This is a genomic window from Streptomyces sp. 351MFTsu5.1 (assembly GCF_000383655.1).
In the GTDB taxonomy this organism is placed as follows: Bacteria; Actinomycetota; Actinomycetes; order Streptomycetales; family Streptomycetaceae; genus Streptomyces; species Streptomyces griseorubiginosus.
The window spans coordinates 120,071-144,534 of sequence record NZ_KB911778.1 but is presented as its reverse complement, the minus strand read 5'-3'; the positions used below and the strand labels follow the sequence as shown (position 1 = coordinate 144,534).

At 72.2% G+C, this 24,464-nt stretch carries 20 protein-coding genes and 1 pseudogene; 12 read left to right on the top strand and 9 right to left on the bottom strand.

Features of this window, described 5'->3' with window-relative positions; translation table 11 throughout:
- Positions 1 to 43 precede the first annotated feature (43 nt).
- Both H295_RS43065 and H295_RS46615 read left to right on the top strand, forming a co-directional pair.
- Positions 44 to 1,003, top strand: coding sequence for a YhjD/YihY/BrkB family envelope integrity protein (locus H295_RS43065; RefSeq protein WP_234021587.1), 960 nt, complete (start codon positions 44 to 46; stop codon positions 1,001 to 1,003).
- Positions 1,004 to 1,015: 12 nt separating this feature from the next.
- A pseudogene (locus H295_RS46615) lies at positions 1,016 to 1,177 on the top strand (aldo/keto reductase); the annotation flags it as partial.
- On the opposite strand, the gene H295_RS43060 reads toward H295_RS46615, so the two are convergent.
- The 3 genes from H295_RS43060 to H295_RS0110280 all read right to left on the bottom strand — a co-directional run bounded on the left by H295_RS43060 (position 1,172) and on the right by H295_RS0110280 (position 4,475).
- On the bottom strand, positions 1,172 to 2,461 hold the full coding sequence (locus H295_RS43060; RefSeq protein ID WP_020135277.1) for a chloride channel protein: 1,290 nt from the start codon (positions 2,459 to 2,461) through the stop codon (positions 1,172 to 1,174). The pseudogene H295_RS46615 and the gene H295_RS43060 sit on opposite strands and share 6 nt — an antisense overlap.
- Before the next feature lie 127 nt (positions 2,462 to 2,588).
- Entirely contained in the window at positions 2,589 to 2,999 is a 411-nt protein-coding gene (locus tag H295_RS0110285; RefSeq protein WP_020135276.1) for a DUF7144 family membrane protein, read from the bottom strand.
- A gap of 129 nt (positions 3,000 to 3,128) precedes the next feature.
- The gene (locus tag H295_RS0110280) at positions 3,129 to 4,475 is read right to left on the bottom strand and encodes a hypothetical protein (protein WP_234021586.1); all 1,347 of its coding nucleotides are present in this window, start codon (positions 4,473 to 4,475) and stop codon (positions 3,129 to 3,131) included.
- 151 nt (positions 4,476 to 4,626) lie between these two features.
- On the opposite strand from H295_RS0110280, the gene H295_RS0110275 reads away from it, so the two are divergent.
- Genes H295_RS0110275 through H295_RS0110265 form a run of 3 tightly spaced genes read left to right on the top strand, consistent with a single transcriptional unit; the run spans position 4,627 to position 5,869 of the window.
- Entirely contained in the window at positions 4,627 to 5,070 is a 444-nt protein-coding gene (locus tag H295_RS0110275; RefSeq protein WP_020135274.1) for a DUF6325 family protein, read from the top strand.
- 27 nt (positions 5,071 to 5,097) lie between these two features.
- Positions 5,098 to 5,382 carry an SHOCT domain-containing protein gene (locus tag H295_RS0110270; protein ID WP_020135273.1) on the top strand — a complete coding sequence of 95 codons (285 nt, stop codon included), beginning with the start codon at positions 5,098 to 5,100 and terminating at the stop codon, positions 5,380 to 5,382.
- A gap of 43 nt (positions 5,383 to 5,425) precedes the next feature.
- Positions 5,426 to 5,869 (top strand): GNAT family N-acetyltransferase, encoded by a 444-nt coding sequence (locus tag H295_RS0110265; protein WP_020135272.1) that lies wholly within the window; start codon positions 5,426 to 5,428, stop codon positions 5,867 to 5,869.
- Between the two features lie 347 nt (positions 5,870 to 6,216).
- On the opposite strand, the gene H295_RS0110255 is transcribed toward H295_RS0110265, so the two are convergent.
- Entirely contained in the window at positions 6,217 to 7,302 is a 1,086-nt protein-coding gene (locus H295_RS0110255; RefSeq protein ID WP_020135270.1) for a M12 family metallopeptidase, read from the bottom strand.
- Between the two features lie 95 nt (positions 7,303 to 7,397).
- Here H295_RS0110255 and H295_RS0110250 point away from each other — a divergent pair, with 95 nt between their 5' ends.
- The gene (locus H295_RS0110250) at positions 7,398 to 9,212 is read left to right on the top strand and encodes a helix-turn-helix transcriptional regulator (RefSeq protein WP_020135269.1); all 1,815 of its coding nucleotides are present in this window, start codon (positions 7,398 to 7,400) and stop codon (positions 9,210 to 9,212) included.
- 83 nt (positions 9,213 to 9,295) lie between these two features.
- Here the strand turns inward: H295_RS0110250 and H295_RS0110245 are convergent, their stop codons facing one another.
- Positions 9,296 to 11,863: a CHAT domain-containing protein gene (locus tag H295_RS0110245; protein WP_020135268.1), complete on the bottom strand. Its 2,568-nt coding sequence runs from the start codon at positions 11,861 to 11,863 to the stop codon at positions 9,296 to 9,298.
- Positions 11,864 to 12,010: 147 nt separating this feature from the next.
- On the opposite strand from H295_RS0110245, the gene H295_RS0110240 reads away from it, so the two are divergent.
- The 3 genes from H295_RS0110240 to H295_RS0110230 are packed head-to-tail and all read left to right on the top strand — an operon-like array spanning position 12,011 to position 14,549.
- Complete coding sequence (locus tag H295_RS0110240) at positions 12,011 to 13,438, top strand: S8/S53 family peptidase (RefSeq protein ID WP_020135267.1); 1,428 nt, start codon at positions 12,011 to 12,013, stop codon at positions 13,436 to 13,438.
- A gap of 59 nt (positions 13,439 to 13,497) precedes the next feature.
- Positions 13,498 to 14,073, top strand: coding sequence for an RNA polymerase sigma factor (locus H295_RS0110235; RefSeq protein ID WP_020135266.1), 576 nt, complete (start codon positions 13,498 to 13,500; stop codon positions 14,071 to 14,073).
- Entirely contained in the window at positions 14,070 to 14,549 is a 480-nt protein-coding gene (locus H295_RS0110230) for a hypothetical protein (protein ID WP_020135265.1), read from the top strand. Before H295_RS0110235 ends, H295_RS0110230 begins: the two co-directional genes overlap by 4 nt.
- Positions 14,550 to 14,643: 94 nt before the next feature.
- On the opposite strand, the gene H295_RS0110225 is transcribed toward H295_RS0110230, so the two are convergent.
- Positions 14,644 to 15,417: an N-formylglutamate amidohydrolase gene (locus H295_RS0110225; protein ID WP_020135264.1), complete on the bottom strand. Its 774-nt coding sequence runs from the start codon at positions 15,415 to 15,417 to the stop codon at positions 14,644 to 14,646.
- Between the two features lie 47 nt (positions 15,418 to 15,464).
- Here H295_RS0110225 and H295_RS0110220 point away from each other — a divergent pair, with 47 nt between their 5' ends.
- Positions 15,465 to 15,794, top strand: coding sequence for a DUF5713 family protein (locus H295_RS0110220; protein WP_028809229.1), 330 nt, complete (start codon positions 15,465 to 15,467; stop codon positions 15,792 to 15,794).
- 234 nt (positions 15,795 to 16,028) lie between these two features.
- Here H295_RS0110220 and H295_RS0110215 read toward each other — a convergent pair whose 3' ends face one another.
- Positions 16,029 to 18,248, bottom strand: a complete 2,220-nt coding sequence (locus H295_RS0110215) for an NADP-dependent isocitrate dehydrogenase (RefSeq protein WP_020135262.1) — start codon at positions 18,246 to 18,248, stop codon at positions 16,029 to 16,031.
- Between the two features lie 205 nt (positions 18,249 to 18,453).
- Between H295_RS0110215 and H295_RS0110210 the strand changes: the two genes are divergently transcribed.
- Positions 18,454 to 20,007, top strand: coding sequence for a M1 family metallopeptidase (locus tag H295_RS0110210; RefSeq protein WP_043217347.1), 1,554 nt, complete (start codon positions 18,454 to 18,456; stop codon positions 20,005 to 20,007).
- 153 nt (positions 20,008 to 20,160) lie between these two features.
- On the opposite strand, the gene H295_RS0110205 is transcribed toward H295_RS0110210, so the two are convergent.
- Both H295_RS0110205 and H295_RS0110200 read right to left on the bottom strand, forming a co-directional pair.
- On the bottom strand, positions 20,161 to 21,246 hold the full coding sequence (locus tag H295_RS0110205; RefSeq protein WP_020135260.1) for a mechanosensitive ion channel family protein: 1,086 nt from the start codon (positions 21,244 to 21,246) through the stop codon (positions 20,161 to 20,163).
- Between the two features lie 172 nt (positions 21,247 to 21,418).
- Positions 21,419 to 22,405, bottom strand: coding sequence for a lysylphosphatidylglycerol synthase domain-containing protein (locus tag H295_RS0110200; RefSeq protein ID WP_020135259.1), 987 nt, complete (start codon positions 22,403 to 22,405; stop codon positions 21,419 to 21,421).
- 150 nt (positions 22,406 to 22,555) lie between these two features.
- On the opposite strand from H295_RS0110200, the gene H295_RS0110195 reads away from it, so the two are divergent.
- Positions 22,556 to 24,442 carry an ABC transporter ATP-binding protein gene (locus tag H295_RS0110195; protein ID WP_078616616.1) on the top strand — a complete coding sequence of 629 codons (1,887 nt, stop codon included), beginning with the start codon at positions 22,556 to 22,558 and terminating at the stop codon, positions 24,440 to 24,442.
- Positions 24,443 to 24,464 lie beyond the last annotated feature (22 nt).

The following is a 24,464-nucleotide window of genomic DNA, read 5'->3' as shown; positions in this document are numbered from 1 at the left end:
ACCTGCCGAGGCCACGCGGTCGCGGCAGCGGCACCCTGGCAGCATGCAGCCAGGGAAAGGGACCGGAAGAAGGCGCCCGGGCCGTCCCTCCCGCTGGGCGGCACTGCGGGAGCGCGCCGCCTCGACGGGATCCCGGCTGATGGACCTGCGCACCCGGACCGAGAACCAGTTCCCCGTGCTCACACGTCTGCTGTCGCACCTGATCTCGGTGAACGTGTTCGACTCCGCGACCCGGCTCGCCGCCCAGACGTTCCTCACCGCCGTCCCGCTGCTGTTCGTGGTGGCCTCCATCGCCCCGCAGTGGTTGCGCGACCAGTTCGTCGCGTCCCTGCACGACGCCTTCGGACTGACGGGAAGCGCGAACGCCGAGCTGAAGAAGGCCGTCCAGGGCACGGGCCAACCGTCCGACGAGCTGCGCCAGACCACGGGTGTCGTCGGCGGGCTGATGGTGCTCCTGTCGGCCACCGCGTGCAGCCGCGCCATGCAGCGGCTGTGCCAGCGGGCCTGGAGCCTGCCCAAGGCGAGCGCGCGGGTGGCCGCCTGGCGCTGGCTCGCCTGGATCGCGACCTGGCTGGCCATGTTCGCCGTACAGGGGAGCCTGCGCAACGGCTTCGGCCTCGGCCTGTGGCTCGGCGTGCCGCTGCTGCTGATCGCGGAGGTCGCCATCTGGTGGTGGACGCAGCATCTGCTGCTGGTCGCGCGCGTGCCCTGGCGTCCGCTGCTGCCGGGTGCGCTGCTGACCGGGGCGGCCATGACCGTCGTCACCTCCACCGCCTCGCTGTACGTCCCCCGGGCGCTCAACCACAGTCTGGAGAAGTACGGCTCCCTGGGTGCCGTCTTCACGCTGTTGTCCTGGCTCATCACGCTGTGCGTGGTCGCGACCCTGTGCCTGACGACCGGCGCGGTCATCGCCCGCGAACCCTGGGCCGTCCGCCGTCTGGGCTCCCCTGACGCGCCGACCCCGCCGCAGAAGGGCGCTCCGCGCGGCAGCTCACCACCGTGACGACCCGCACAAGGCGCCCTCACGGACGGCCTGGTCCCGCGCCGGGACCTGGTCATCTCCACGAAGGCGGGCAGCGTGCCCGACCCGGACCGCCGCGTCGACGGCTCGCGCGGGCACCTCCTCTCCGCGCTGGACGACTCCCTGGCACGGCTCGGCACGGACTACGCGTCAGTTCGGCGTCCGGCCGGTCGGCCGCTCACCCGCCGCAGGGACGGCCGGGCCCTGCGGCAGCCGCTGGACCAGCACGAAGGACATGACCGCGGCCAGCACCACCAGCGCCACCGTGTCCACGTTGCCCAGCAGGAGCACGACCAGGACGACGCTGCTCACGGGCAGGCGGAGAGCCGCGGTCACCGCGGCCGCCATGCCGACCGCCATCGCCGGCACCAGCCCCAGACCGGGCAGCGGCGCCAGCAGCGCCCCGGCCGCCCCACCCAGGAACAGGGCCGGAAAGACCGGACCACCGCGCAGACTGCCCAGACACAGCGCGTACGCCAGGCCCTTGAGGGCCAGCACCGCGATCAGTGCCCCCACCGGCCAGGCGTGCGGATCCTGCGCCAGTTCGGAGAGGGCGGACTCTCCCGACAGGGCCGCCTCGGCGGGCGAGCGGCCCGTGGCGACGGCGTAGAGGGTGATGCAGACCGCCGCGGCCAGCGCGCAGAGGACGGTGCGGCGGACCGTCCGGGTCGCTGTGAACCGCGCCGCGAAGCGTCCGCCGACGAACGCCCCGTGGACGAGGAACGCGAGGGCGGGCGCCAGCACCAGCGCCCACAGCACATCCGGCCAGTCGAGCGGCGGAGGTGTGGGCAGGCCGATGTCCAGGCTCCCCGTCTCGAAGCCGGTCCAGCGGACGAAGCCGGTGAAGATCAGGTCGCCCACCCCGCTGGCCAGCAGTGCGGGCAGCATCACCGCGAACAGCTGCGGGCCGCCCACCCCGGCCACCTCGATCAGCAGCACCGCGCCCACGATCGGATTCCCGAAGAGCGCGGAGACGGCGGCCGCCGCCCCGGCCGCACTCAGCAGCGCTGCGCTCGCGTCGGTCTCCGGCGCCCGGACCAGGTGCGCGAAGAGAAGTGCCAGCCCGCCGCCCATGGCGATCAGCGGTGCCTCGGGCCCCAGCACTGCTCCGAGCGGCAGACCGACCAGAGCGGCGATCAGGACGCCGGGCAGCGCCTTTCTCGTGATGCCACCCGAGTGCAGGCCCCCGGCGGGCACATGCCCGCCCCGGCCCGGAAAGCGGGCGGCGACCACGCCGACCACGAGACCGGCCGGCGTGAGCAGGGGAAGCGCCCACCACCAGGGAGCCTTCTCCCAGCCCAGGTCCTTGGGCCAGTCCGTCCAGATCAGCTGCTCCAGCTGATGGACCGCCACAAGGAACCAGAAGGCGATCAGCGCCACCGGAACACCGATCAGGCCGCAGAAGACCAGGGCCCTGCGATACTCCGGCCGGCCCAGCATGGTCCTCAGCAGGTCGGCTTCCGGCGGCTGACTCCGCGCAGCGGGTTCGGAGCCGCTTTCCGGCGTCGGTGCGGCGATGGGTCCTCCCGGGTTCAGCGCCCCGGCTCGGGGGCGACCGGTATGCCGCTCAGCGGTCCCGACGCACGGTGCACAGGCCCCAGATGACGAAGCCGTACATCGCGATCAGGGTGAGCGACCAGAAGGGGTAGTAGGGCAGTGACAGGAAGTTGGCGATGATCGCCAGCCCCGCGATGCCGACCCCGACGACCCGGGCCCAGGTGGCGCGTGTGAAGAGACCCGCGCCCACGCACATGGCGATCACTCCGAGGGCCAGCTGGATCCAGCCCCAGCTGGTCAGATCGAACTTGAAGACGTAGTTGGGTGTCCTCACGAACACGTTGTCGTCGGCGATGGCCATGATGCCCCGGAAGAGATCCAGGACACCGGCGATGAACAGCAGGACAGCGGCGAACACCGTCAGTCCGCCGGCGGCGGCCTGGGCGGTCTCCGAGCGGCGGTGCGTCGTGGGTGTGGCCATGATCGATTCCTCTTTCCCCGGTGAGAGGCAGCAGTCAGTGCCTCACCTGCGAGCATCGGGAGTGATCCGGCGCAGGTGATCACCCGTGACGGGTGAGGTTCGCAAGGACGGTTCGCCCGGCGAGCCGGGTCAGTGCGCGGCCGCTGCCCCGGCGTCCGGGCCGGCGGACGGCGTGGAGCCGTCTTGGTCCAGGAACTCCCGGATCGCGAAGGCCACCAACGTGATCACCGCCGTCCACACCACGACCGCCGTGGTGGGGTAGGTCCAGGTGAACAGAACGATCGCCGCGACCACCAGGATGACCACCCCGATCCAACGCTTGAAGCGGTGGACGAACCGCCCGACGGCCCCGAGCCGAAGGCCCGCCGAGGTCGTCACGTCACGCAGCGCGCCGATGCTCCTGCGGCAGGCGGTACGCGTGACGACGGCGACCCGGGACGGCCCGGCGAGGAAGGCCCCGGCCGCGGTGAACAGGGCGACCGCGGCGAGGGCCCGGATACCGGCGCGCAGGAACTTGACCAGGGCGTCGTACACGGATCCCGCGGCGGCCTCGGAGACACTGGACGGCAGATGGTTGAGGTAGACGTCACGGAAGACGGTCAGGCCGATCCCGAGGATCAGCATGGCGACGAAGACCGCCAGGGCAGCCCCGATCAGCGCGTGCCGTCGGTTGAACGCGACGTACACCCCCGCGGCCGCGATCAGCAGCGCGATGACCGGCAGCCAGCCGCCCAGGAGCTCCAGCACTCTCACGTAGGACCTGATCCTGCCGAGGTCCTTCGACTGGAACACCACGAAGTTCGTGTGCACGGCCGGGATCTTGGCGGCGGGCGTGAAGCCGGCGGCGACCAGCTGGTCCTTGACCTCGGCGACGATCGGACCCAGGTCGACGACGACCTGGTCGTTGTCCACCTTGACCGTGCTGTCGTCGGTCTGGCCGGTCAGGGCCTTGTCCAGCGCCGCGTGCGCCCTGCGGTTGCCGTTCACCCAGACCGTCTCGAAGGCGTTGCTGGTGACCACCCGCTCCACGGTGCCGCTGACCAGCTGCTTGAGCCCGCTCTCGATCGGGCCGTCCAGGTTGCCGAGCAGCTTGGCCGCCTGCGGTGGCACCCCCTTCGCCGAGGCCGCGTCGGTGAGCTGTTTCACCAGAGCGTCCACGTCGATCTGGGCCAGGACGGCGGTGGTGATCCGGTTGGTGGCCGCCTTCTGCACATCCGGGTCGCTCGCCAGCGGGCCGACGGTCTTCACGTAGCGGTCCGTGTCCTGGACGATGCTGTTCGCCCACACCGCCACGACGGAGAGCATGGCCAGCAGCGCGGCCAGCAGGATCAGCAGGACCGAGCCGAGCGAGCGGAACGGGTGGTGCCGCGCCGCGCGGGGTGGTCCGCCGCTCTCCAGGGCGTGAACCCGTTTCCTCAGTTCGGCCAGTTCGCCGCGCTCGTCGCCCGAGAGCTGTTCGTCACCGCTAGCGTTCATGGACACCAGCACAGACGGCTTCCGTGCAGCGCGCGATCCTGGTGCTCCGGACGGGTGAACGGCGCACCGAGGTGCGAGGGCCACGCTGCGGTGATGCAATGGGCTCAGCGGAGTTCCGGGGGAAGCAGCCACGAGCACCAGAGGTGACGCCGTGAGCGACGAATTCGAAGACGTGGGCCCCGTCGACTATCTGGTCGTCGAGTTCCCCGGCAACCGGATGACGGGCGAGGGCCTCCCCCTCCTCGTCGATCTCGTGGACCGGGGCATCATCCGGATCCTGGACCTGGTCTTCATCAGAAAGGACGACGACGGCTCGGTGGCCGGAATGGAGATCACCGACTTCGACGGCGACGGCCGGCTCGACCTCGCCGTCTTCGAGGGAGCCTCGTCGGGGCTCCTCGGCCAGGACGACATCGACGAAGCCGCCAAGGCGCTGGAACCCGGCTGTTCGGCGGGCATCCTGCTCTACGAGAACCGATGGGCCGCACCCTTTGCCGCCGCCCTGCGCCGCGGCGGGGCCCGGATGGTCGCCTCCGGCCGGATCCCGGTCCCCGCGCTCGTCGCGGCCCTCGACGCGACCGAGACCGCCGACTGAAGGTTGATGGATCGAAGGGAAACAGTCATGCCAGGTCTCCTCCGCGGGGTCGCGCGCACGGCCGTCGTCGCCGGAACGGCGACCGCCGTGTCGAACCGGGTGAACCGCCGACAGCAAGGGCGATGGGCGGCCCAGCAGGAATCCCAGGCGCCCCCGCCCCCGTCCTACTCCCAGCAGCCGGCGGCTGCTCCTCCGGCTCCCGACATGAGCGCCAAGATCGAACAGCTGAAGCAGCTGGGCGAGCTGAAGACCCAAGGCGTGCTCACCGAGGCCGAGTTCGAGGAGCAGAAGCGCAGGCTCCTGGAGGCGTGAGCGCCCGCCACTGGTACCGGCGGCCTCGTGCCATGATCGGCACATGGCTGTCCTTATCAACCGCGCCGACGTGAGCGACCTCCACCAGGTCCTCGCGGACCATGCCCGCTACTGGGGCGAGCGCGATCTGCGGGCGCTCCATCTGACCGCGCTGGTACGGGAGTTCGGCTCGACCTGCCTGGTCGCCCGCGCCGACGACGGCATCCGGGGCTACCTCTTCGGCTTCGTCACCCCCGACCGCACCGGCTACGTCCATCTGATCGCGATCCGCGACGACACCCGCGGCACCGGCCTCGGCCGTACCCTCTATGAGGCCTTCACCACCGCCGCCCGCGGCCAGGGCGCGCTCCGCCTCAAGGCGATCACCTCGCCCGCGAACACGGGCTCCCTCGCCTTCCACCGCAGCCTCGGCTTCCAGGACCACCTGGTCGAGGACTACGACGGCCCAGGCCGCCCCCGGGTGGTCTTCACCCGCGATCTGCCCTGAGGGACGCCTCGACGAGCGGGGCGAGCGAGCCTCTCGGCTCCAGCTGATTGACCGGCTCGACGATCACGGTGTGCCACTGCGGCGGCTGCTCCTAGGTCAGGGCGTACCCCACGACGTAGGCCACAGGGCCTACCGCATGCCGCGCCGGCCCGGAGCGGACGACCGCCTGTTCGATGGTGTCGACCCGGAGATGGATCAGCATGCCGCCACTCTCGCAGCCGGAGCTCCGCCCCGAACGCCGCGTGGCCGGTGCTCGTCTCCCTCCCCCGAAGGCGACGAGCACCGGCCGTTCCCCCGGCGCCGGACAGTGGTCCAGCCTCGTCCGTGTGCGGTCCGTACGTGCCGGCTCACCAGCACATGACCGCGGTTTCCCCCGAACCCCACGCGGAGTACAGGCGCACACGGACGAAGTAGCGGCGGCCCTTGACGAGACGGGCCCTGAGCGTTGCGTTGCGGGCGGTGCCCCCGTCGTCGTGGCCGCAGAGGTAGCGGGCTTCTCCGTCCCGTTCCTCGAAGACCACCACGACGGTGTCGGCGTCACCGAAGGTGCCCACGGTGTACTCGCGGGTCTCCGGCGGTTCCACGGTGAAGTCGGCCTGCCCGCCCGGCCCGAGCCCCAGCGGCGCGGACCGGAAGGGCACCAGCGCGGGCGGCCGGACCGGCTCGGTCGGCGGATACCAGCGCAGGACGTACTCCTTGTCGGCGGCCGACAGGGTGCCGGGCGGGTTGAGGCCCGCGCGGAACTGCTCCGGTTCCAGGATCAGCCCCGCCCCGAAGGGGTACTCCATGATCGACTGCGGGTCCCAGACGGAGCCGTTGACCTCGTCCGGGTCGAGCTTGCGCAGGATGTTGAAGAACGTCCGGTCCCGGCTCCAATGGTTCGGCGGGCCCGCCAGATCGGCGTAGACGGCCTCCTCGTCCCAGTGGATCCCGGCGAACGGACTCTGGTGCTCGTGCAGCATGCCGAGCGCGTGCCCGATCTCGTGCAGGGCCGTCCCGCGCTCCCCGGGCGCGGTCAGGTCCCAGCCGAAGTTCATGGTGCGCTCGTTCACCCCGACCCGCAGGGCGTCCCTGCCCACGGTCGACCAGGATCCGTCGCCGAGCTGGAACCCGATGCGCAGTTCGGCCTCCGAACGGTCGCCGACCTCGGTGAAACGCACCCCCACCCCGAGGTCCTGCCACTCCTGGAAGCACTCGCGCACCACGTCCCGCTGCTCCTTGGCGCCCACCCACGACACCCGGCGGTTCTGCCCGGTCCCCGGAACAGGAATGACCGACCCGTCGGAGTCGCCGTCGAAGAAGCAGTAGTGCAGGACCGTGCTGTTGACCCACATCCGGCCGCCGCCGACGAGCGCGCTCAGCCGCTCGGCGGCCAGCCCCGGAGCGAACACCGGAGCCGACTGCTGCGCGAGGGAGCAGTAGCGAGCGGTCATGCGTCCCACCTTGCCGTCGGGCCTCCGGGGGCGCCTGAGTCGGGGGCTGCTCAAGTCCCCCTGTATCAGACCTGAGTAGCGGTGCTCTTGCTTCCGTGACGACATTCGAACGGGACGCGACAGGCCTGCGGCCGCCCTGGCCGTTCACCGGGCGCCAGGACGAACTCGAGCTGATCCGCGGGTCCTTGGCCGGCGGCCGGCACGGCATCGTGGTCACCGGCCCGGCGGGGCGGGGCAAGACCCGGCTGGTCACGGAGGCCGTACGCGGCACCGACTGCGCGCGGGCGACGGGGACGCCCGAGACCCGCGGCCTCCCGTTCGCCGCCTTCGCCCACCTGCTCCCGGACACCGTGTCCCTGCACCGCGCGGTCCATCTGCTGTCAGGCGTACGGCTGTTGCTGGTCGACGACGCCCATCTGCTCGACGACGCCTCGGCCGCCCTGGTCCACCAGCTCGCCGTGCACGGCCGCACCCGGCTCCTGGTTGTCGCCACCGAGGGCACCCGGGCACCGGAAGCGATCACCCGACTGTGGACCGCAGAGCTCCTGCCGCGCCTCGACCTGGAGCCGCTGCCCCGCGAGGACACCGCGCAGCTGCTCGCGGCCGGTGCGGGCGGCCTGGACGCCCTCACCGTCGACCGGCTGCACCGGCTCTGCCAGGGCGATCTGCGGCTGTTGCGGGAACTGGTGGGCGCGGTGCGCGAGCAGGGGCTCCTGTCACGCGTCCCCGACTCGGGCGAGTGGGAGTGGCGGGGCCCGGTGCCGGTCACCGCGACCGTACGCGAACGCACCGCGGACCTTCTCGCCCGCACGGGACCCGGTGAGCGCGAGACCCTGGACCGCCTGGCGTTCGGCGAGCCGCTCCCCGTGGACGCCGACACGCTCGACCTGGACGCGCTCGAGGCCCTGGAAGCCGACGGCCTGGTCCACATCGACGACCACGGCACCGCCCGCCTCGCCCACCCCCTCCACGGCCCGGTGCTCCGGTCGGTGGCCGGACGCCTCAGGGCCCGCCGCCTGGCCCGCACCCCGTCCGACCGCACGGCCGCCCTGGAGACCGAAACCGGCACCCTGGCGCGGGCCATCGCCGGGACGGACGTACGGGCCGTGCCGGCGCCGGTGGGGGAGTGGCTCGTGACCGAGGGCATCGGCATCCCGGCCCCGCACGCCGCCGTACGAGCCCGCTTCGCCCGCCTGCGCGGACAACTGCGCGAGGCCGCCTCCTGGGCCCGAGAGGGCCTGCGCACCACCCCCGAGGACCACCCCTGCCACCTCGAACTCGCCCTGTGCACGGCCCAGTCGGGCACACAAGCGGACGGGCAGACCTCAGGCGGAACCCCTACGCCCTCCTCAGCCGATGCCGCCGTCTGGCGGGCCGCCGCTCGGGGTGATCTCGGAGCCGCTCTGGACGCGGTCGGTGCGGAGCCGTACGACGCCGTCCGCCTCGGTGCGCCCGAACGGGCCGCCGGCCGGCTGACCGGGGTCTTCGCCGCGCACGCCGACGCGCTCGCCCAAGGAGACGGACCCGCCCTCGACCGTGCGGCCCGGACGCTGGAGGAGCGCGGTTTCCTGCTGTTCGCTGCGGAGGCCTACGCCCAGGCGGCGCAGGCGCACCGCGACCCCGGCGCGGCCCGCACCTCCCGCACCCGGGCCGTCGCGCTGGCCCGCCGCTGCCAGGGCGCCCGTACCCCGGCCCTGGCCGGGATGGTCCTCGGCGAACTCACCGCCCGTCAGCGGCAGATCGTCACCCTCGCCGCCGCCGGGCTCACCAACCGCCAGATCGCGGAGAAGCTCACCCTGTCGGTCCGGACCGTCGGCAACCACCTCTACGGCGCCTACACCCGCCTCGGCGCGAGCGACCGCGACGCACTGCCGTGCCTGGTGGAGCTGCCCGAACCACAACCGGCCTGAGCCGGACACGAACCGGGGCGGTCTGACCCCCAGTATTCGGGGGAGGGGTCAGGCCGTCCCACCCCTCACACCACGGGCAGGCACTACGCCGCCCCGAACGCCGAGAACGCCCACCCCGTCGCCTGATGCACCGAGTCCCCCGGCAGCGCGGCCCGCGCGTCCCGCAACGCCTCCGCCATCGACGCCCCCGCACCGAGTCCCTTGTGCAGCGCGAGCATCAACGGCACCACCGCCTCGTCGTTGACCGGCGCACTGCACGCCACCACCCCCGCCGTGCCGAGCGGCAGCAACGCGGTGACCAGGCCGAGCAGTTCGTCCGCGCCGACCGAGGCGAACCGGGCCGTGTCGCAGCAGGACAGGATGATCCGGTACGGGCTGCGGTCGAGGCGCTCGAAGTCATGGACGATCAGCGGACCGTCCGCCATCCGCAACGAGGAGAACAACGGACTGTCCGCGCGGAACGTACCGTGCGCCGCGATATGGGCCAGCGCCGCCCCGTCCAGTTCCTCCAGCACCCGCGGCACACGCGCCTCGTCGTACTCCAGGACGGTCGCGGAACCGTGGCGTCCGGCCAGTTCGGGGACTTCGGCGCCGCCCGTCGCAAGCCCCGGCCCGCGCACCAGGACCTGGCGTCCGCCGGCCGGCGGCGCGGTCCCGTGCGCCCGCAGCCAGCTGCTCGCCGACGGCGACACACTGAACACCCGCTCCCGCAGCGACGGCAGCAGCGCCCACGGCACCCGGTGCAGTCGCCCCGGCGGCACCACCACCACCGGCCCGGAGCCGAGCTGCGCCGCGGCCGGGCCCAGCAGCAGCTCCTCCAGCCGCCGCCCCGCCGCCTCCACCACCGCACGCCGCGCCTCCGCACCCGGGTGGGCGAGCCGTCGCAGCCCCGCCTGGACGTGCTCCGCCTCGCGCTCCGCGTCGGCCAGCAGCCCGCCCTCGAACCGCCGCACCCGCCCCCGCCCGCACAGCAGCACCTGCACCCGTCCGTCCAGCACGGCCAGTTCGACCAGCCGTACGTCCTCACCGAGCCGTTCCAGCAGGTCGGCCGGGTCGAAGCGGTAGCCGTCCCCCGGGGCGTCGCCGCGGATGTGGTGGGTGCGGGAGCGGATCTCCCGTTCCAGGCGCCGCTGTTCACGCTCCAGCGCCGGCACCGGCCGCCCCTCCATCCGGGCCGCCTCCGCACGGGCGGCGATCTCCCGGAACGCGGTGAGATCGCTGAGCAGCCCGGGGTCGGCCGGTGGGCGGGTCGGCGGGGCGGACAGCGCGGTGGCCCGCCAGCGCTCGCTCCACACCAGCAGCCGGCGCGGTCCGCCCGAGGCGAGCGAGGCCCGCGCGGCCAGCGCGGCGAGCTCCGCGCCCTGGGCGGTGGCCCGGGCCCTGAGCTCGGAGGCGCCCAGGGTCGTCCGGTGGTCGTCGAGCACGTCCAGACCCCGGCGGCAGGCCTCCAGGACCCGCCGGTCGGAGCCCATGGCCCGCGCCCACAGCGCCCGGGCCGCCCAGCCCGTCATCCGTGCCAGCGGCGGCCCGCCGTGCCTGCTGCGCGCGGCGACCTCCAGATGCCGCCGGGCGTCCTCGCGCCACCCCAGGTCCAGCGCGATCCGGCCCGCCAGCAGCGAGGCCTCGGGGGCGGCGGGCGCCCCGAAGGAGGCCAGCCGTTCCGCGACCGCCGCCGCGTCCGCGACCAGCCGTCCCGACCCGCGCCCCGCGGCGACCCGCGCCTCGATCAGCACCAGCCGGGCATGCGTCTCCCACCAGGAGCGCCGCTGCCCCGCGAACAGCCGTACCGCCAGGTCGGCCCGGGCGATCGCGGTGTGCGCGTCCCCCTCGACCCGGGCCGCCCGCGCGGCGGCGAGCAGCAGTTCCGCCTTCAGCGTCGACTGTCCGCCGATGCCGTCGAGGACCTTGATCGCCGCGTCCGCCTCCGCCAGCGCCTCCCGGGCGAGCCCCGCCGCCATCAGGACCTCGCAGCGCCGCACGGTGAGCATGAACGTCGGTGTGCCGAGCTTGGCGTACCGCTCCTGCGCCTCGTCCAGCAGCCGCAGCGCGGCCGGGACGTCCCCCGACCGGTAGGCGGCGAGGCCTCGGCTCTCCACCGCGTCGGCCTTGTCGTGCTCCTGGCCCGTGGTGTCCCACAGCGCCTCGGCCGCCGTGAAGTCGGCGTCCGCGCGGTCCACCGCGCCGAGCGCCAGATGCACGGTCGCCCGCAGGGTCAGCGCCCGCGCGGTCCAGATCACGTCCTCGGCCTGCCGCAGCACCGGGATCGCCCGCCGTACGTCCTCCAGCGCCGCCTTGTGCTGCCCCAGCACCCAGGACGCGTAGGCCCGCCGGAACAGCACGCGGGCGCGGGTGTGCCCGCCGGAGACCTCGACCCCCCGCTCCAGCGCCGCCAGCCCCTGCCGGGTGCGGCCCGCGTGCACCAGCGCCACCCCGAGCGCGGCCAGCACGTCCGCCTCCCGGTCGGCCGACTCCGAGCGCGCCGCGAGATCACGGGCGCGGCGCAGATGGTCCAGGGCGATCCGCATGTCGCCCCAGTCCCGCTGCCAGATCCCGATCACCTGGTGGGCCACGGAGGCGTGCAGCGGTGAGGGATCCGAGCCGAGTACCTCCTCTGCCCTCGCCAGCGCCTGGTTGGGGGCGGCGAACACCATCGGCAGAAGTTCGAGAACCGAGTCGCTTCCCGCTGTCACTCCAAGGATGGTAGTGGCACGGGTGGCGGGCCACACCGGTTCGGCGCTGTATCAATCACCGGTCCCGCGGCTCTGACTGACGACCGCCGCCCAGTGGGAGGACACGCCATGGCACCTCAGCGATTCCACGAGCAGTTCGACCAGATCCAGCGTTCCATGCCCGGTGTCCCCCTGGCCCTCGGGCCCGACGACGCCTCGGAGTTCATCTACGAGAAGGGTGTCGTCCTCGCCCGGGACGGCCACGACGCGGCGCTCGTCGAGGAGACCGTGCGCACCCACTTCACCGCGGCGACCGGCCTGACCGGCGACCACGTACGCCGGGACAGCCCCGAGACCAACCGCTCGGGCATCACCCGCATCAAGGTCGGCGACCCGGGCCACGGCGACCGGCGCGGCGACCGCGCCGTCACCCACGCACTGCGCGCCATGAGCGAGCGCGAGGGCCGCGCCGGGCGCCGGATCGTCAGCCGCAACCACGTGGTGTCGATCGCCGTCAACTCCTGCCCCGGCGACGAACCGGTGCCCGCCTCCCTCAGCCAGGGCACCAACCCGGCCCCGGCGGAGGCGGCTTACGACCCCGACACCGCGGTGGGCGTGCTCGTCGTCGACAACGGCCTCACCCACGACCACGCGCTCGTCCCGCTGCTCGCCCACGTCGACGGCGACCTGCACGGCACCGAGACCGACGCGGCCGGTACCCTCCTCCAGTACGTCGGCCACGGCACCTTCATCGCCGGTGTCCTCGCGGCCGTCGCGCCGAACACCGACATCACCGTCCGCAACACCCTCAACGACGCGGGCGCCATCCTGGAGTCCGAGCTCGGCGACAGGCTCTTCGAGGCGGTCGCCGACGGCTGGCCGGCCATCATCAGCCTGTCCGCGGGCACCTCCAACGGCCGCACCGACGGACTGCTCGGCATGGACGCCTTCATGCAGGAACTGCGCGCCCACGGCACCCTGTTGGTCGCCGCCGCCGGCAACAACGCCAGCGCCAGCCCCTTCTGGCCGGCCGCCTACGCCGACCTGCCCGACTACCGGGACGTCGTCCTGTCGGTCGGCGCGCTGCGCGGCGACGGCGAATTCGGCGCCTGCTTCTCCAACCACGGCTCCTGGGTGAAGGTCTACGCCCCCGGCGAGCGCCTCACCAGCGCCCTCACCGGCTTCGACGCACCGGTGCCGTACGCCTACCAGCACTCCACCTACGAGGCCTGCCGGTACGGCTTCACCTATGTCTGCACCTGCCAGTCCCCGTCCCACGTCGGGGTGTTGAGCGAGGACGGCGGCACCGTCAAGCCGGACCAGGTGATGTTCGAGGGGTACGCGCACTGGAGCGGCACCTCCTTCGCCACCCCGGTCGTCGCCGGTCTGGTCGCCGCCCACATGACCGCGAACAAGGAGACCGACCCGCGCGCCGCCCGGAGTCAACTCCTTGCCGGTAACACCCAGTTCGCCGAAGTGCGCGGGGCGCACGTCCCGGCGCTGCGGCCGGCCGGCTGGCGTCCGGTGCCGGTGGTGCAGCGCCCGGTGGGCGCATGAGGGCCGGAGCGGTCCCTTCCACGGCGTACGATGACTTGCCGTACACGAGGGGTGGGACCGTGGACCGAGCAGATGTCGGTGGGCTGGTCCAGTCCGCCGTCGACGGCGACGCGGCGGCCTGGAAGGCGCTCGTGGAGGGGCTGAGCCCGCTGGTGTGGTCGGTGGTGCGCGCGCACCGGCTCTCCGACGCCGACGCGCACGAGGTGTACCAGACCGTCTGGTTCCGTTTCGCCCAGCACCTGGGGCGGATCCGCGAACCCGACAAGGCCAAGTCCTGGCTGGCCAGCACCGCGCGCCACGAGTGCCTGAAGGTGCTCAAGAGCTTAAGGCGGCTGACGGTCACGGACGATCCGCAACTGCTGGACCGGATCAGCGAGGACCGTACGCCCGAGCAGTCCCTCATCGACTCCGAGGAGGCCGCCGCGCAGAGCGAACGCGTGCGGCGCCTGTGGCAGGAGTTCGAGGAACTCGGCGACCGCTGCCGGCAGTTGCTGCGCATCCTGATGGCCTCCCCGAAACCCGGCTACCAGGAGGTGTCCGCCTCCCTGGGGATCGCGGTGGGCAGCATCGGACCTCTGCGCCAGCGCTGTCTGAGGCGGCTGCGGGCGCGGCTCGAAGCCCGGGGGGCGGTATGAGCGACGACGACCTCTTCTCCGAAGAGACCCTGCCCGACGAGGAGTTGGCCCAGGACCTGCTGGAGGAGGAGCTCCGGCAGGCCACCGCCATCCTGGACCCCGTGCCGGCGGCCCTGCGGCAGATCGCCGTCGAGGCGTTCGCGCTGCACGACCTGGACAGCCGTATCGCCGAGCTGTCCTTCGACTCGGTGGTCGACGCCCTTCCCGTGCGGGGAGCGGCGGCGGCACCCCGGATGCTCACCTTCCACGCGGGCGAGGTGACGGTCGACGTCGAACTCACCGCGCAGGGCCTGATGGGCCAGGTGCTGCCGCCCCGGCCGGCCCGCATCGAGGTGCTCAGCGGCCCCCGGCCGGGCGCACCGCTCACCACCGACGACCTGGGGCGCTTCACCTGCGAGGCGCCCCCGACCGGCCCGTTCGCCCTGCGCCTGCGAACCGGCGAAGAGGTGATCGTCACGGACTGGCTGACGGTGTGAACCGCCTGTTCAGCGCGTGGTCCGGCGGCCGGACCGGGCACCGGGCCGGACCCGGTGCCGGGCAGGCCGGGCGCGGATGCGCTCCGGGCGGGGGTCAGTGCACGGCGTCCACCAGCGCGGCCAGTGCCCGCGCGAGCCGGTTCAGACCCGGTCCGGCCGGGCCGCCCGGTTCGGTCATGTACGTGTCCCGGCGGATCTCCACCATCAGGGCACTCACCCGGGGATCACGGCCGTAGAACTCCAGCGGCACGTACGTCCCGCTGAACGGGCTGTCCAGCCCGACCTCCCCGAACGCCTCCCGCGCCGCGGCGACCAGCGCGGGCGGCGTGTGGAAGGGATCGGTCCCCAGGCACACACGCGGCCGCGGTCCCCCGCCGTGGAGTTCGTACGGCAGGGGCGCGCTGGGGTAGGAGTGCACGTCGATGACGACGGCCCGCCCGACGGCCGCGAGCCGCGCGGCGACGGCCTCGGTCATGGCCCGGGCGTAGGGCCGGAACCAGCGGTCGACGAGCGGCTCCGGGTCGGTGTCCGCGGCCCGCAGCGGCTCCCGCCCCGTGGTCCTGGTGTACACGGCCCCCATCCCCACGGCGAGCATCTCCTCCCGCTCGTCCGGGAACCGCTCGGGATCGACGACGAGCCGGGAGAGCCGGTTCACGAACCGCCACGGGGTCCTGCCGGCCAGCCCGGCCGCCAGCTCGGCGAGCTCCGCCGTGTGCGCGTCGACGATGTGGTCCAGCTCCCGCTCCAGCGCGAGATCGTCCAGCACGATCCCGGCCCGCACCTCGGCGGGCATCTCCCGCGCGGAGTGCGGCACATGGAGGATCACCGGCGACTCCCCGGCACCGGGCAGGAGGTCGAACGAGGACATACGGCAGCTCCCGGGGCGTTGTCAGTGGTGTGGTGCACCATCTCAGCATGAACATCGACGACCAGCGGGTGGCCGCCCACCCGTTCCTCGACGCGCTCTACCGCGACGGCTGGTACCCCGACCGCGCGGTGGACCTCGGCAAGGAGATCCTGCTGCGCCTGTGCGCCCGTATCGAGGCCGAGCGGCCCGCCGACCTGGCCGCGCTGTACGTCCTGACGCAGGCGGCCACCGAGGAGTTCAACGACCTCCAGGACGACGGCTTCGACATCGAGACCGTGGCCCGCGAGGAGATAGCCGAGGAGTTCTGGTTCATCGCCCGGAGCTACGGCTTCGAGGACGCGGACGTGGAGGAACTGATCGCGACTCGGGACTGGTGAGTTGCGCTGCGCTGGGCTTGGGCCGGGCGCCTACGGGGGTGCCGGGTCTTCTTGTCGGGCGGGTGCGGGTCCGTTGTGGCTGGTCGCGCCCACGCGGCGGAGCCGCACATCGATACAGCCCCGCGCCCCTGGGGCACCCATCCGGCTCCGGCACCCCTCGGGACCGCCTCCGCCCCGGTCGGACCGAAGTCGACCGGGGCGGAGGGCAGGCAGCTGGGCCCGTAGGGGCTGGCGTCAGCTCAGGGACGTCAGCGTCTCGTTCCACGTGGTGGACGGGCGCATGACCTTCGCGGCCTTGGCCGGGTCGGGCTGGTAGTAGCCGCCGATGTCGGCCGGCTTGCCCTGGACGGAGTTCAGCTCCTCGACGATCTTCTGCTCGTTCGCCGCGAGGGCCTCGGCGAACGGGCCGAAGGCCTTGGCGAGGTCCGCGTCCTCGGTCTGCGCGGCCAGCTCCTGGGCCCAGTACAGGGACAGGTAGAAGTGGCTGCCGCGGTTGTCGATGCCGCCGACGCGACGGGTCGGGGACTTGTCCTCGTTGAGGAAGGTCGCCGTGGCGCGGTCCAGGGTGTCGGCCAGGACCTTGGCGCGGGAGTTGCCCGTGAAGTCGGCGTACTGCTCCAGCGACGGGACCAGCGCGAAGAACTCGCCCAGCGAGTCCCAGCGCAGGTAGTCCTCCTTGACCAGCTGCTGGACGTGCTTGGGCGCGGAACCGCCCGCGCCGGTCTCGAAGAGACCGCCGCCCGCCATCAGCGGCACGACCGACAGCATCTTGGCGCTGGTGCCCAGCTCCAGGATCGGGAACAGGTCGGTCAGGTAGTCGCGCAGGACGTTGCCCGTCACCGAGATGGTGTCCTCGCCGCGGCGGATGCGCTCCACCGACAGCTTGGTCGCCTCGACCGGGTTGAGGATCCGGATGTCCAGGCCCTCGGTGTCGTGCTCCGCGAGGTAGGTGTTGACCTTGGCGATCAGGTTGGCGTCGTGCGCGCGGGTCTCGTCCAGCCAGAACACGGCCGGGCTGCCGGTGGCGCGGGCGCGGGTGACGGCCAGCTTCACCCAGTCGCGGATCGGCGCGTCCTTGGTCTGGCAGGCGCGGAAGATGTCGCCGGCCGAGACCGTCTGCTCGATCAGGACGTTGCCGGCCTGGTCGACGAGGCGGACCGTGCCCGTGGTCGCGATCTCGAAGGTCTTGTCGTGGGAGCCGTACTCCTCGGCCTTCTGCGCCATGAGGCCGACGTTCGGCACCGAGCCCATGGTCGAGGGGTCGTAGGCGCCGTTGGCCCGGCAGTCCTCGATCACGGCCTGGTAGACACCGGCGTACGAGGAGTCCGGGAGCACCGCGAGGGTGTCGGCCTCCTGGCCGTCCGGGCCCCACATGTGGCCGGAGGTGCGGATCATGGCCGGCATCGAGGCGTCGACGATGACGTCGGACGGCACGTGCAGGTTGGTGATGCCCTTGTCGGAGTCGACCATCGCGAGCGCCGGGCCCTCGGCGAGCTCGGCGTCGAAGGAAGCCTTGATCTCGGCGCCCTCGGGGAGCGACTCCAGGCCCTTGTAGATGCCGCCCAGACCGTCGTTCGGGGTCAGACCGGCGGCGGCGAGCGTGGCGCCGTACTGCGCGAAGGTCTTCGGGAAGAACGCGCGCACCACGTGACCGAAGATGATCGGGTCGGAGACCTTCATCATCGTGGCCTTGAGGTGCACGGAGAACAGTACGTCCTCGGCCTTGGCGCGGGCGATCTGCGCGGTCAGGAACTCGCGCAGCGGGGCCACGTGCAGGACGGACGCGTCGACGACCTCGCCCGCGAGGACCGGTACGGACTCGCGCAGCACGGTGGTGGAGCCGTCGTCGCCGACCAGCTCGATCTTCAGCGAACCGGCCTCGGAGATCACGACGGACTTCTCGGTGGAGCGGAAGTCGTCCACGCCCATGGTCGCCACGTCGGTCTTCGAGTCCGAGGACCAGGCGCCCATGCGGTGCGGGTGGGTCTTGGCGTAGTTCTTGACCGAGGCGGGGGCGCGCCGGTCGGAGTTGCCCTCGCGCAGGACCGGGTTCACGGCGGAGCCCTTGACCTTGTCGTAGCGGGCCTGGATGTCCCGCTCCTCGTCGGTCTTCGGGTCGTCCGGGTAGTCCGGCAGCGCGTAGCCCTGGGCCTGGAGCTCGGCGACGGCGGCCTTGAGCTGCGGGATCGACGCCGAGATGTTCGGCAGCTTGATGATGTTGGCCTCGGGCGTCTTCGCCAGTTCACCCAGCTCGTGCAGGGCGTCCGGGATCCGCTGGTCCTCGGTCAGGTACTCCGGGAACACGGCGATGATGCGCCCGGCCAGCGAGATGTCCCGCGTCTCCACGGAGACACCCGCCTGCGAGGCGTACGCCTTGACCACCGGCAGGAAGGAATACGTCGCCAGGGCCGGGGCCTCGTCAGTGTGCGTATAGATGATGGTCGAGTCAGTCACCGGGTGCTCCGCTCCACGTCTGCAACATTGCTCGACATCAAGATATCTCGTGATCCGGCGCGGCTCGACAGGGGTCCGGGCACGCTGTCCGAGAACCTGTGCATCCGCTGAGGCAACTCAAGCGTCCGATCTTGCGGTCATGCAGGTTGATCACACTCATCCGACGGCCGGACCCGACCAGCCGGCCGCCCGACGAAAGCGGACCATGAGATATCGCTCCAGAGTGACGGCCCCGGCAGCCCTGCTCGGCACGGTGGCGGCCCTGTCCCTGGCCTCCCCGGCGCACGCGGACGCCTCCCCGGCGCAGGCGGACCCGGAGACCGGCACCCCTGGCCCGGAGACCCTGGGGGACTCCGTCTACCCGAGCCTCGGCAACGACGGCTACCGGGTCTCCGCCTACGGCCTCGACCTCGCGTACGACGCCGGCACCCGGCTCGTCGACGCGAGCGCGACGCTGACCCTCACCGCCACCCAGGAGCTGAGCCGCTTCTCCCTGGACGCGCTGGGCCTGGACATACGCACCGTGACCGTGGGCGGCGAGACGGCCGTCTTCGAGCAGGCGGGCGAGAAACTGCGGATCACGCCCGCCGCCACGCTGCCCGCGGGGGAGTCGACGACCGTCGTCGTGGCCTACGGCGCCGACCCGCGCCGCACGCTCGCGCACACCGCCTGGGTGCCCACCCCGGACGGCTTCGCCGTCTGCCCCCAGCCGAACTCGGCGCACACGGTCTTCCCGTGCAACGACCATCCCTCGGACAAGGCGGACTTCACCGTCCGCGTCACCGTCCCGGCGGGCCTGAAGGGCGTCGCGAGCGGCCGGCTGATCGGCACGGAGGACCTCGGCGACGGGCGTACCGCGTACTGCTACGCGTCCCGGGAGCCGATGGCCACCGAGCTGGTGCAGATCACGGTCGGCGACTACGTGATCAAGGAACGGCAGGGGCCGCACGGACTCCCGCTCCGGGACGTCGTCCCGACGGCCCGGGCCACCGCCCTGGAGCCGGCGCTCGCCCTCACCCCGAACCTGGTGAGCTGGATCGAGCAGCGGCTCGGTGCCTTCCCGTTCGAGACGTACGGCCTGCTGCCCTGCAACAACGACTCCTCGACCGCCTTCGACTTCACGGGCCTGGAGACCCAGACCCTCACCCTGTACAAGCCGAACTTCCTGCTCCAGGCGGAGAAGAGCATCGGCTCGCACATGATGCACGAGCTGGTCCACTCCTACTTCGGCAACAGCGTCAGCCCCGCCACCTGGTCGGACCTGTGGCTCAACGAGGGCCACGCCGACTTCTACGGCCTGCTGTACCGGTACGAGCGCGGCTGGACCGACTCCCTCGGCCTCACCACGATGGAAGCGCGCATGAAGGACACGTACGCGCGCGGCGACCAGTGGCGGAAGTCCTCCGGCCCGGTCGCCGCCCCGAACGCGGCCAACCTCTTCGACAGCCAGCGCTACCTCGGCGGTGTGCTCGTCCTGTACGCGCTGCGCCAGCAGGTCGGCGAGACGGTCTTCACCGCGATCGAGTCCACCTTCCTCGCCCGCTTCCGCAATGCCTCCGCCTCCACCGCCGACTACATCGCCGTCGCCTCCGAGATCTCCGGCACCGACCAGTCCGGCTTCCTGCGGGACTGGCTCTACGGCACGAAGACCCCCAGAATGCCGGGCCACCCGGACTGGACGGTCACCCCCGCGACCACGTCCCTGCGCACCCCACAGAACCGCCCGAGCACCCCGCACGACAACTCGGCGACCCTGTAACGCAGTCCACGCCCGCGACACCACCCCAGCCCCTCCTTCGCCGCCCGGGCGGGGCTGCGGTGTCGCGGGTTGCGGAGTCGTGCTGTCCGGAAGTCGGGCCACGCTCTCCGAGCCCGACCCGTCCGGACACCGGCCCCATGCCAGACGCTTGACCTAGTCGAGCCGACCCGGTGACAGCGTGTCCGGTTCGTTCGAGGGGTCTCCGGTTCGCTGGTGCGGGATCGACAGCGTGCCCTGCTGGATGGCCACCGTTCGGGTCGGGGCCGGGATGCGGATGCCCTCCTCGCGGTAGCGGCGGTGCAGTTGCTTGATGAACTCGTGCTTGATCCGGAACTGGTCGCTGAACTCCCCGACGCCCAGGATCACGGTGAAGCCGATCCTGGAGTCGCCGAAGGTGTGGAAGCGCACCAGCGGTTCGTGTTCCGGTACCGCGCCCTCGACCCGGGTCATGACCTCCGTGACCACCTCGCAGGTGACCCGCTCCACATGCTCGAGGTCACTGTCGTAGGCCACCCCGACCTGGACCAGGATCGTCAACTGCTGCTCGGGACGCATGAAGTTGGTCATGTTCGTCTTGGCGAGCTCGCCGTTGGGGACGACGATCAGGTTGTTGGAGAGCGCGCGGACCGTGGTCTGACGCCAGTTGATGTCCTCGACGTAGCCCTCCTCCCCGCTGCTCAGCCGGATGTAGTCGCCGGGCTGCACGGTCTTGGACGCGAGGATGTGGATGCCCGCGAAGAGGTTGGCGAGGGTGTCCTGAAGGGCCAGCGCCACCGCGAGACCGCCGACACCCAGCGCGGTGAGCAGGGGCGCTATGGAGATGCCGAGGGTCTGGAGCACCACCAGGAAGCCGATCGCCAGGACCAGCACGCGGGTGATGTTGACGAAGATCGTGGCCGAACCGGCGACCCCCGAGCGGGACGTGGTGACCGTCCGCACCAGCCCGGCGACCAGCCGGGCCGCCGCCACCGTGACGACGAAGATCAGCAGCACGGTCAGGACCTGGTTGACGGTCCGCTGGACCGCCGACGTCAGCGGCAGGGCCGCCGCCGCGACGGCGACGCCACCCGCGATCGCGGCCGACGGCACCACGGTCCGCAACGCCGCAACGATCACGTCGTCACCGCCCCACTTGGTGCGGTCCGCGTGCTTGCCCAGCCACTTGAGCAGCATGCGCAGCAGGAACGCCGTCACGAGGCCCGCCGCCACGGCGATACCGGCGACGACCAGGTCGTCCATGGTGAGATCCCGTTTGAATGCCGTCACATTGCCACCTGTTCGAAATTGCGGGACGTGCGAACGCGCCGGTCCTGTGGGCGTTCCGTGGCCGACGCGACCGCTCATCCTGCCGTATCCGACACGGGAGTTCGTACTTGGCACCGTGCCGGACCGCCTCGTTTCGGACGGCCGGTCAGATCACCTTCAGCCGCACCAGCGCACCCAGCGTCAGCGCCCCCGGCACCAGCGGCACCCAGACCGTGATGATCCGGTAGGCGAGCACCACCGCCGTGGCCACGGCCGCCGGCCCGCCCGCCGCCACCAGCGCGACCACCAGCGCCGCCTCCACCGAGCCCACCCCGCCCGGCGTGGGCACCAGCGCCACCGCGCAGGTCGCCGCGAGGTAGGCGAGAGCCATGTGCACCGGCGGCACCGACAGCCCCAGCGCCTGCCCCACCGCGGCGAGCCCGGCCGCCTGGAGGGCGGGGAAGGCCAGCGAACCGCCCCACAGGGCGAGGGCCCGGGACGGCCGGGAGTGCACCGAGCGTGCCTCGCACAGCGCGGTCCGCAGGAAGGAGCCCACGGCCGTACGGACCCGGCGGACCCCGGTGAGGACACCCACGGCCACCACCACGACCGCGCCCAGCCCCAGCAGCAGCGGACCGACCGCCGCGTCCGGCAGCAGCGCGCCGAGGTGCAGCGCGTCGGGGAAGGCGACGAACAGCGCGGCCAGCAGGGTGAGCCGGCCGACCGACTCCGCCAGCAGGTACAGGGCCAGCGCGGCCGAGGAACGCGCGAGCGGCACCCCGCACACGGTCATGAAGCGCAGGTTGACCGCGCTCGCGCCGAGGCCCGTCGGCAGCAGGTGGTTGGCCGCGCCCGCCGCGAACTGCGTCGCCAGCAGCCGCCGTCTGGGCAGCCGCTGCACCACGGCGCCCTGCCGGGTGAAGGAGGCCGCCACCCAGGTCAGACAGGTGGCACCGGCCGCGGCGGCGAGCCACGGCCACTCGGCGTGCCGCAGATGTCCGAAACCCTCGGCGAGCACGGACCGGTGACGCACGGCCACGACGGTGACGAGCAGGAGCGGCACCAGACACAGGATCTTGCGGACACGGACACGGATACGGTGGACGGGGAGGCGCTGGAGAGGGCGTCCCGGGGGGAGTTCTACCGCGGTCACACCGGGAGACGTTCCCCCCGCCGCGCCAACTGCGGGTTGCGGAAGCGGGGCCAGGGTCTTACGTGCGCTCATCGAATCCTTCGGTCGGACGGAACTGGTCCGGGCATTGACCTCAACAACGCTTGAGGTCCTAGGTTCTCTCCCATGAGCATGGAGACCACAGCCTGGACACAGCTTCACAGTGTCATGAACGCCGAGCAGGAGCGCCGTCCGTTCGCCCGCGCGACGCTGCGCCGCATCGGCGCGTTCGCCCGTCCGCATCGCACGCGAATCGCCCGTTTCGTCCTGCTCGGGGTGGCGACCGCGCTGCTCGCCGTCGCCACGCCCGTGCTGGCCGGCAAGGTCGTGGACGCGATCGTGTCGGGCGACGACGAGGGCGAGGTCGTACGTCTGGCCCTGCTGATCGCGCTGATCGCGGTCGCCGAGGCGGCGCTCGGCATCCTCGCCCGGCGCCTGTCGGCCTCGCTCGGGGAGGGACTCATCCTCGATCTGCGCACGGCTGTGTTCGATCATGTGCAGCGCATGCCGGTCGCGTTCTTCACACGCACTCGTACGGGAGCGCTCGTCTCCCGTCTCAACAACGACGTCATCGGCGCCCAGCGCGCCTTCAGCAACACCCTGTCCGGCGTGGTCAGCAACCTGGTCACCCTGCTGCTGACCCTTGTGGTGATGCTCACCCTGTCCTGGCAGATCACCCTGCTCGCGCTCGCCCTGCTCCCCGTGTTCGTGATCCCGGCCCGCCGCATGGGCAGCCGGATGGCCCGGATGCAGCGGGAGGCGGCCACCCTGAACGCGGCCATGGGCACCCGGATGACCGAACGCTTCTCCGCACCCGGCGCCACCCTGGTCAAGCTGTTCGGCCGCCCCGAACAGGAGTCCGTGGAGTTCGCGGCCCGCGCCCGTCAGGTGGCCGACATCGGGGTGCGCACGGCCACCGCCCAGTCGGTGTTCATCACCGCCCTGACCCTGGTCTCCGCACTGGCCCTCGCCCTCGTCTACGGCCTCGGCGGCTGGTTCGCCCTGCGCGGCACCCTGGAACCCGGCGCGGTCGTCTCCCTCGCGCTGCTGCTGACCCGCATGTACGCCCCGCTCACCGCGCTGGCCGGCGCCCGGGTCGAGGTGATGAGCGCGCTGGTCAGCTTCGAGCGGGTCTTCGAGGTGCTGGACCTGAAGCCCCTGATCGAGGACAAGCCGGACGCCCGCACGGTCCCCGAGGGCCCGGTCGCCGTCGAGTTCGAGGACGTCCGCTTCGGCTACCCCTCCGCCGACAAGGTCTCCCTCGCCTCACTGGAAGAGGTCGCCTCCCTCGACACCCGCGGCGGCGCCGAGGTCCTGCACGGGATCTCCTTCCGCGCCGAACCCGGCCAGACGGTCGCGCTCGTCGGCTCGTCGGGCGCCGGCAAGTCGACCGTCGCACAACTGCTGCCGCGCCTCTACGACGTCGACGAGGGCGCCATCCGCATCGGCGGGGTCGACGTCCGCGACCTGACCGCGGGATCCCTGCGGGCGACCCTCGGCATGGTCACCCAGGACGGCCACCTCTTCCACGACAGCGTCCGGGCCAACCTGCTGCTGGCCCGCCCCGAGGCGACCGAGGACGAGCTCTGGGACGCGCTGCGCCGCTCCCGCCTCGACGCCCTCGTACGGTCCCTGCCCGACGGCCTCGACACCGTGGTCGGCGAGCGCGGATACCGGCTCTCCGGCGGCGAACGCCAGCGCATGACCATCGCCCGGCTGCTGCTGGCCCGCCAGCGGGTCGTGATCCTCGACGAGGCCACCGCCCACCTGGACAACACCTCCGAGGCTGCCGTGCAGGAGGCGCTCACCGAGGCGCTGGAGGGCAGGACGGCGATCGTGATCGCCCACCGCCTGTCCACGGTCCGGGCGGCCGACCAGATCCTGGTCGTCGAGGACGGGCACATCGTGGAGCGGGGGACCCACGAGACACTGCTGACCCTGGACGGCCGCTACGCGGAGCTGTACCGCACCCAGTTCGCCACGCACGACGGCGACATGCCGGAGACGGCCGTGATCTAGCCGGCAGGGCCGCGGAGTCGGC

Bases quoted from the DNA above. Each gene is read 5' to 3' on its own strand.
- H295_RS43065 (WP_234021587.1), top strand. From the start codon at position 44: ATGCAGCCAGGGAAAGGGACCGGAAGAAGGCGCCCGGGCCGTCCCTCC.
- H295_RS43060 (WP_020135277.1), bottom strand. From the start codon at position 2,461: ATGCTGGGCCGGCCGGAGTATCGCAGGGCCCTGGTCTTCTGCGGCCTG.
- H295_RS0110285 (WP_020135276.1), bottom strand. From the start codon at position 2,999: ATGGCCACACCCACGACGCACCGCCGCTCGGAGACCGCCCAGGCCGCC.
- H295_RS0110280 (WP_234021586.1), bottom strand. From the start codon at position 4,475: ATGAACGCTAGCGGTGACGAACAGCTCTCGGGCGACGAGCGCGGCGAA.
- H295_RS0110270 (WP_020135273.1), top strand. From the start codon at position 5,098: ATGCCAGGTCTCCTCCGCGGGGTCGCGCGCACGGCCGTCGTCGCCGGA.
- H295_RS0110265 (WP_020135272.1), top strand. From the start codon at position 5,426: ATGGCTGTCCTTATCAACCGCGCCGACGTGAGCGACCTCCACCAGGTC.
- H295_RS0110255 (WP_020135270.1), bottom strand. From the start codon at position 7,302: ATGACCGCTCGCTACTGCTCCCTCGCGCAGCAGTCGGCTCCGGTGTTC.
- H295_RS0110245 (WP_020135268.1), bottom strand. From the start codon at position 11,863: ATGGTGTTCGCCGCCCCCAACCAGGCGCTGGCGAGGGCAGAGGAGGTA.
- H295_RS0110240 (WP_020135267.1), top strand. From the start codon at position 12,011: ATGGCACCTCAGCGATTCCACGAGCAGTTCGACCAGATCCAGCGTTCC.
- H295_RS0110230 (WP_020135265.1), top strand. From the start codon at position 14,070: ATGAGCGACGACGACCTCTTCTCCGAAGAGACCCTGCCCGACGAGGAG.
- H295_RS0110225 (WP_020135264.1), bottom strand. From the start codon at position 15,417: ATGTCCTCGTTCGACCTCCTGCCCGGTGCCGGGGAGTCGCCGGTGATC.
- H295_RS0110220 (WP_028809229.1), top strand. From the start codon at position 15,465: ATGAACATCGACGACCAGCGGGTGGCCGCCCACCCGTTCCTCGACGCG.
- H295_RS0110210 (WP_043217347.1), top strand. From the start codon at position 18,454: ATGAGATATCGCTCCAGAGTGACGGCCCCGGCAGCCCTGCTCGGCACG.
- H295_RS0110205 (WP_020135260.1), bottom strand. From the start codon at position 21,246: ATGGACGACCTGGTCGTCGCCGGTATCGCCGTGGCGGCGGGCCTCGTG.
- H295_RS0110195 (WP_078616616.1), top strand. From the start codon at position 22,556: ATGGAGACCACAGCCTGGACACAGCTTCACAGTGTCATGAACGCCGAG.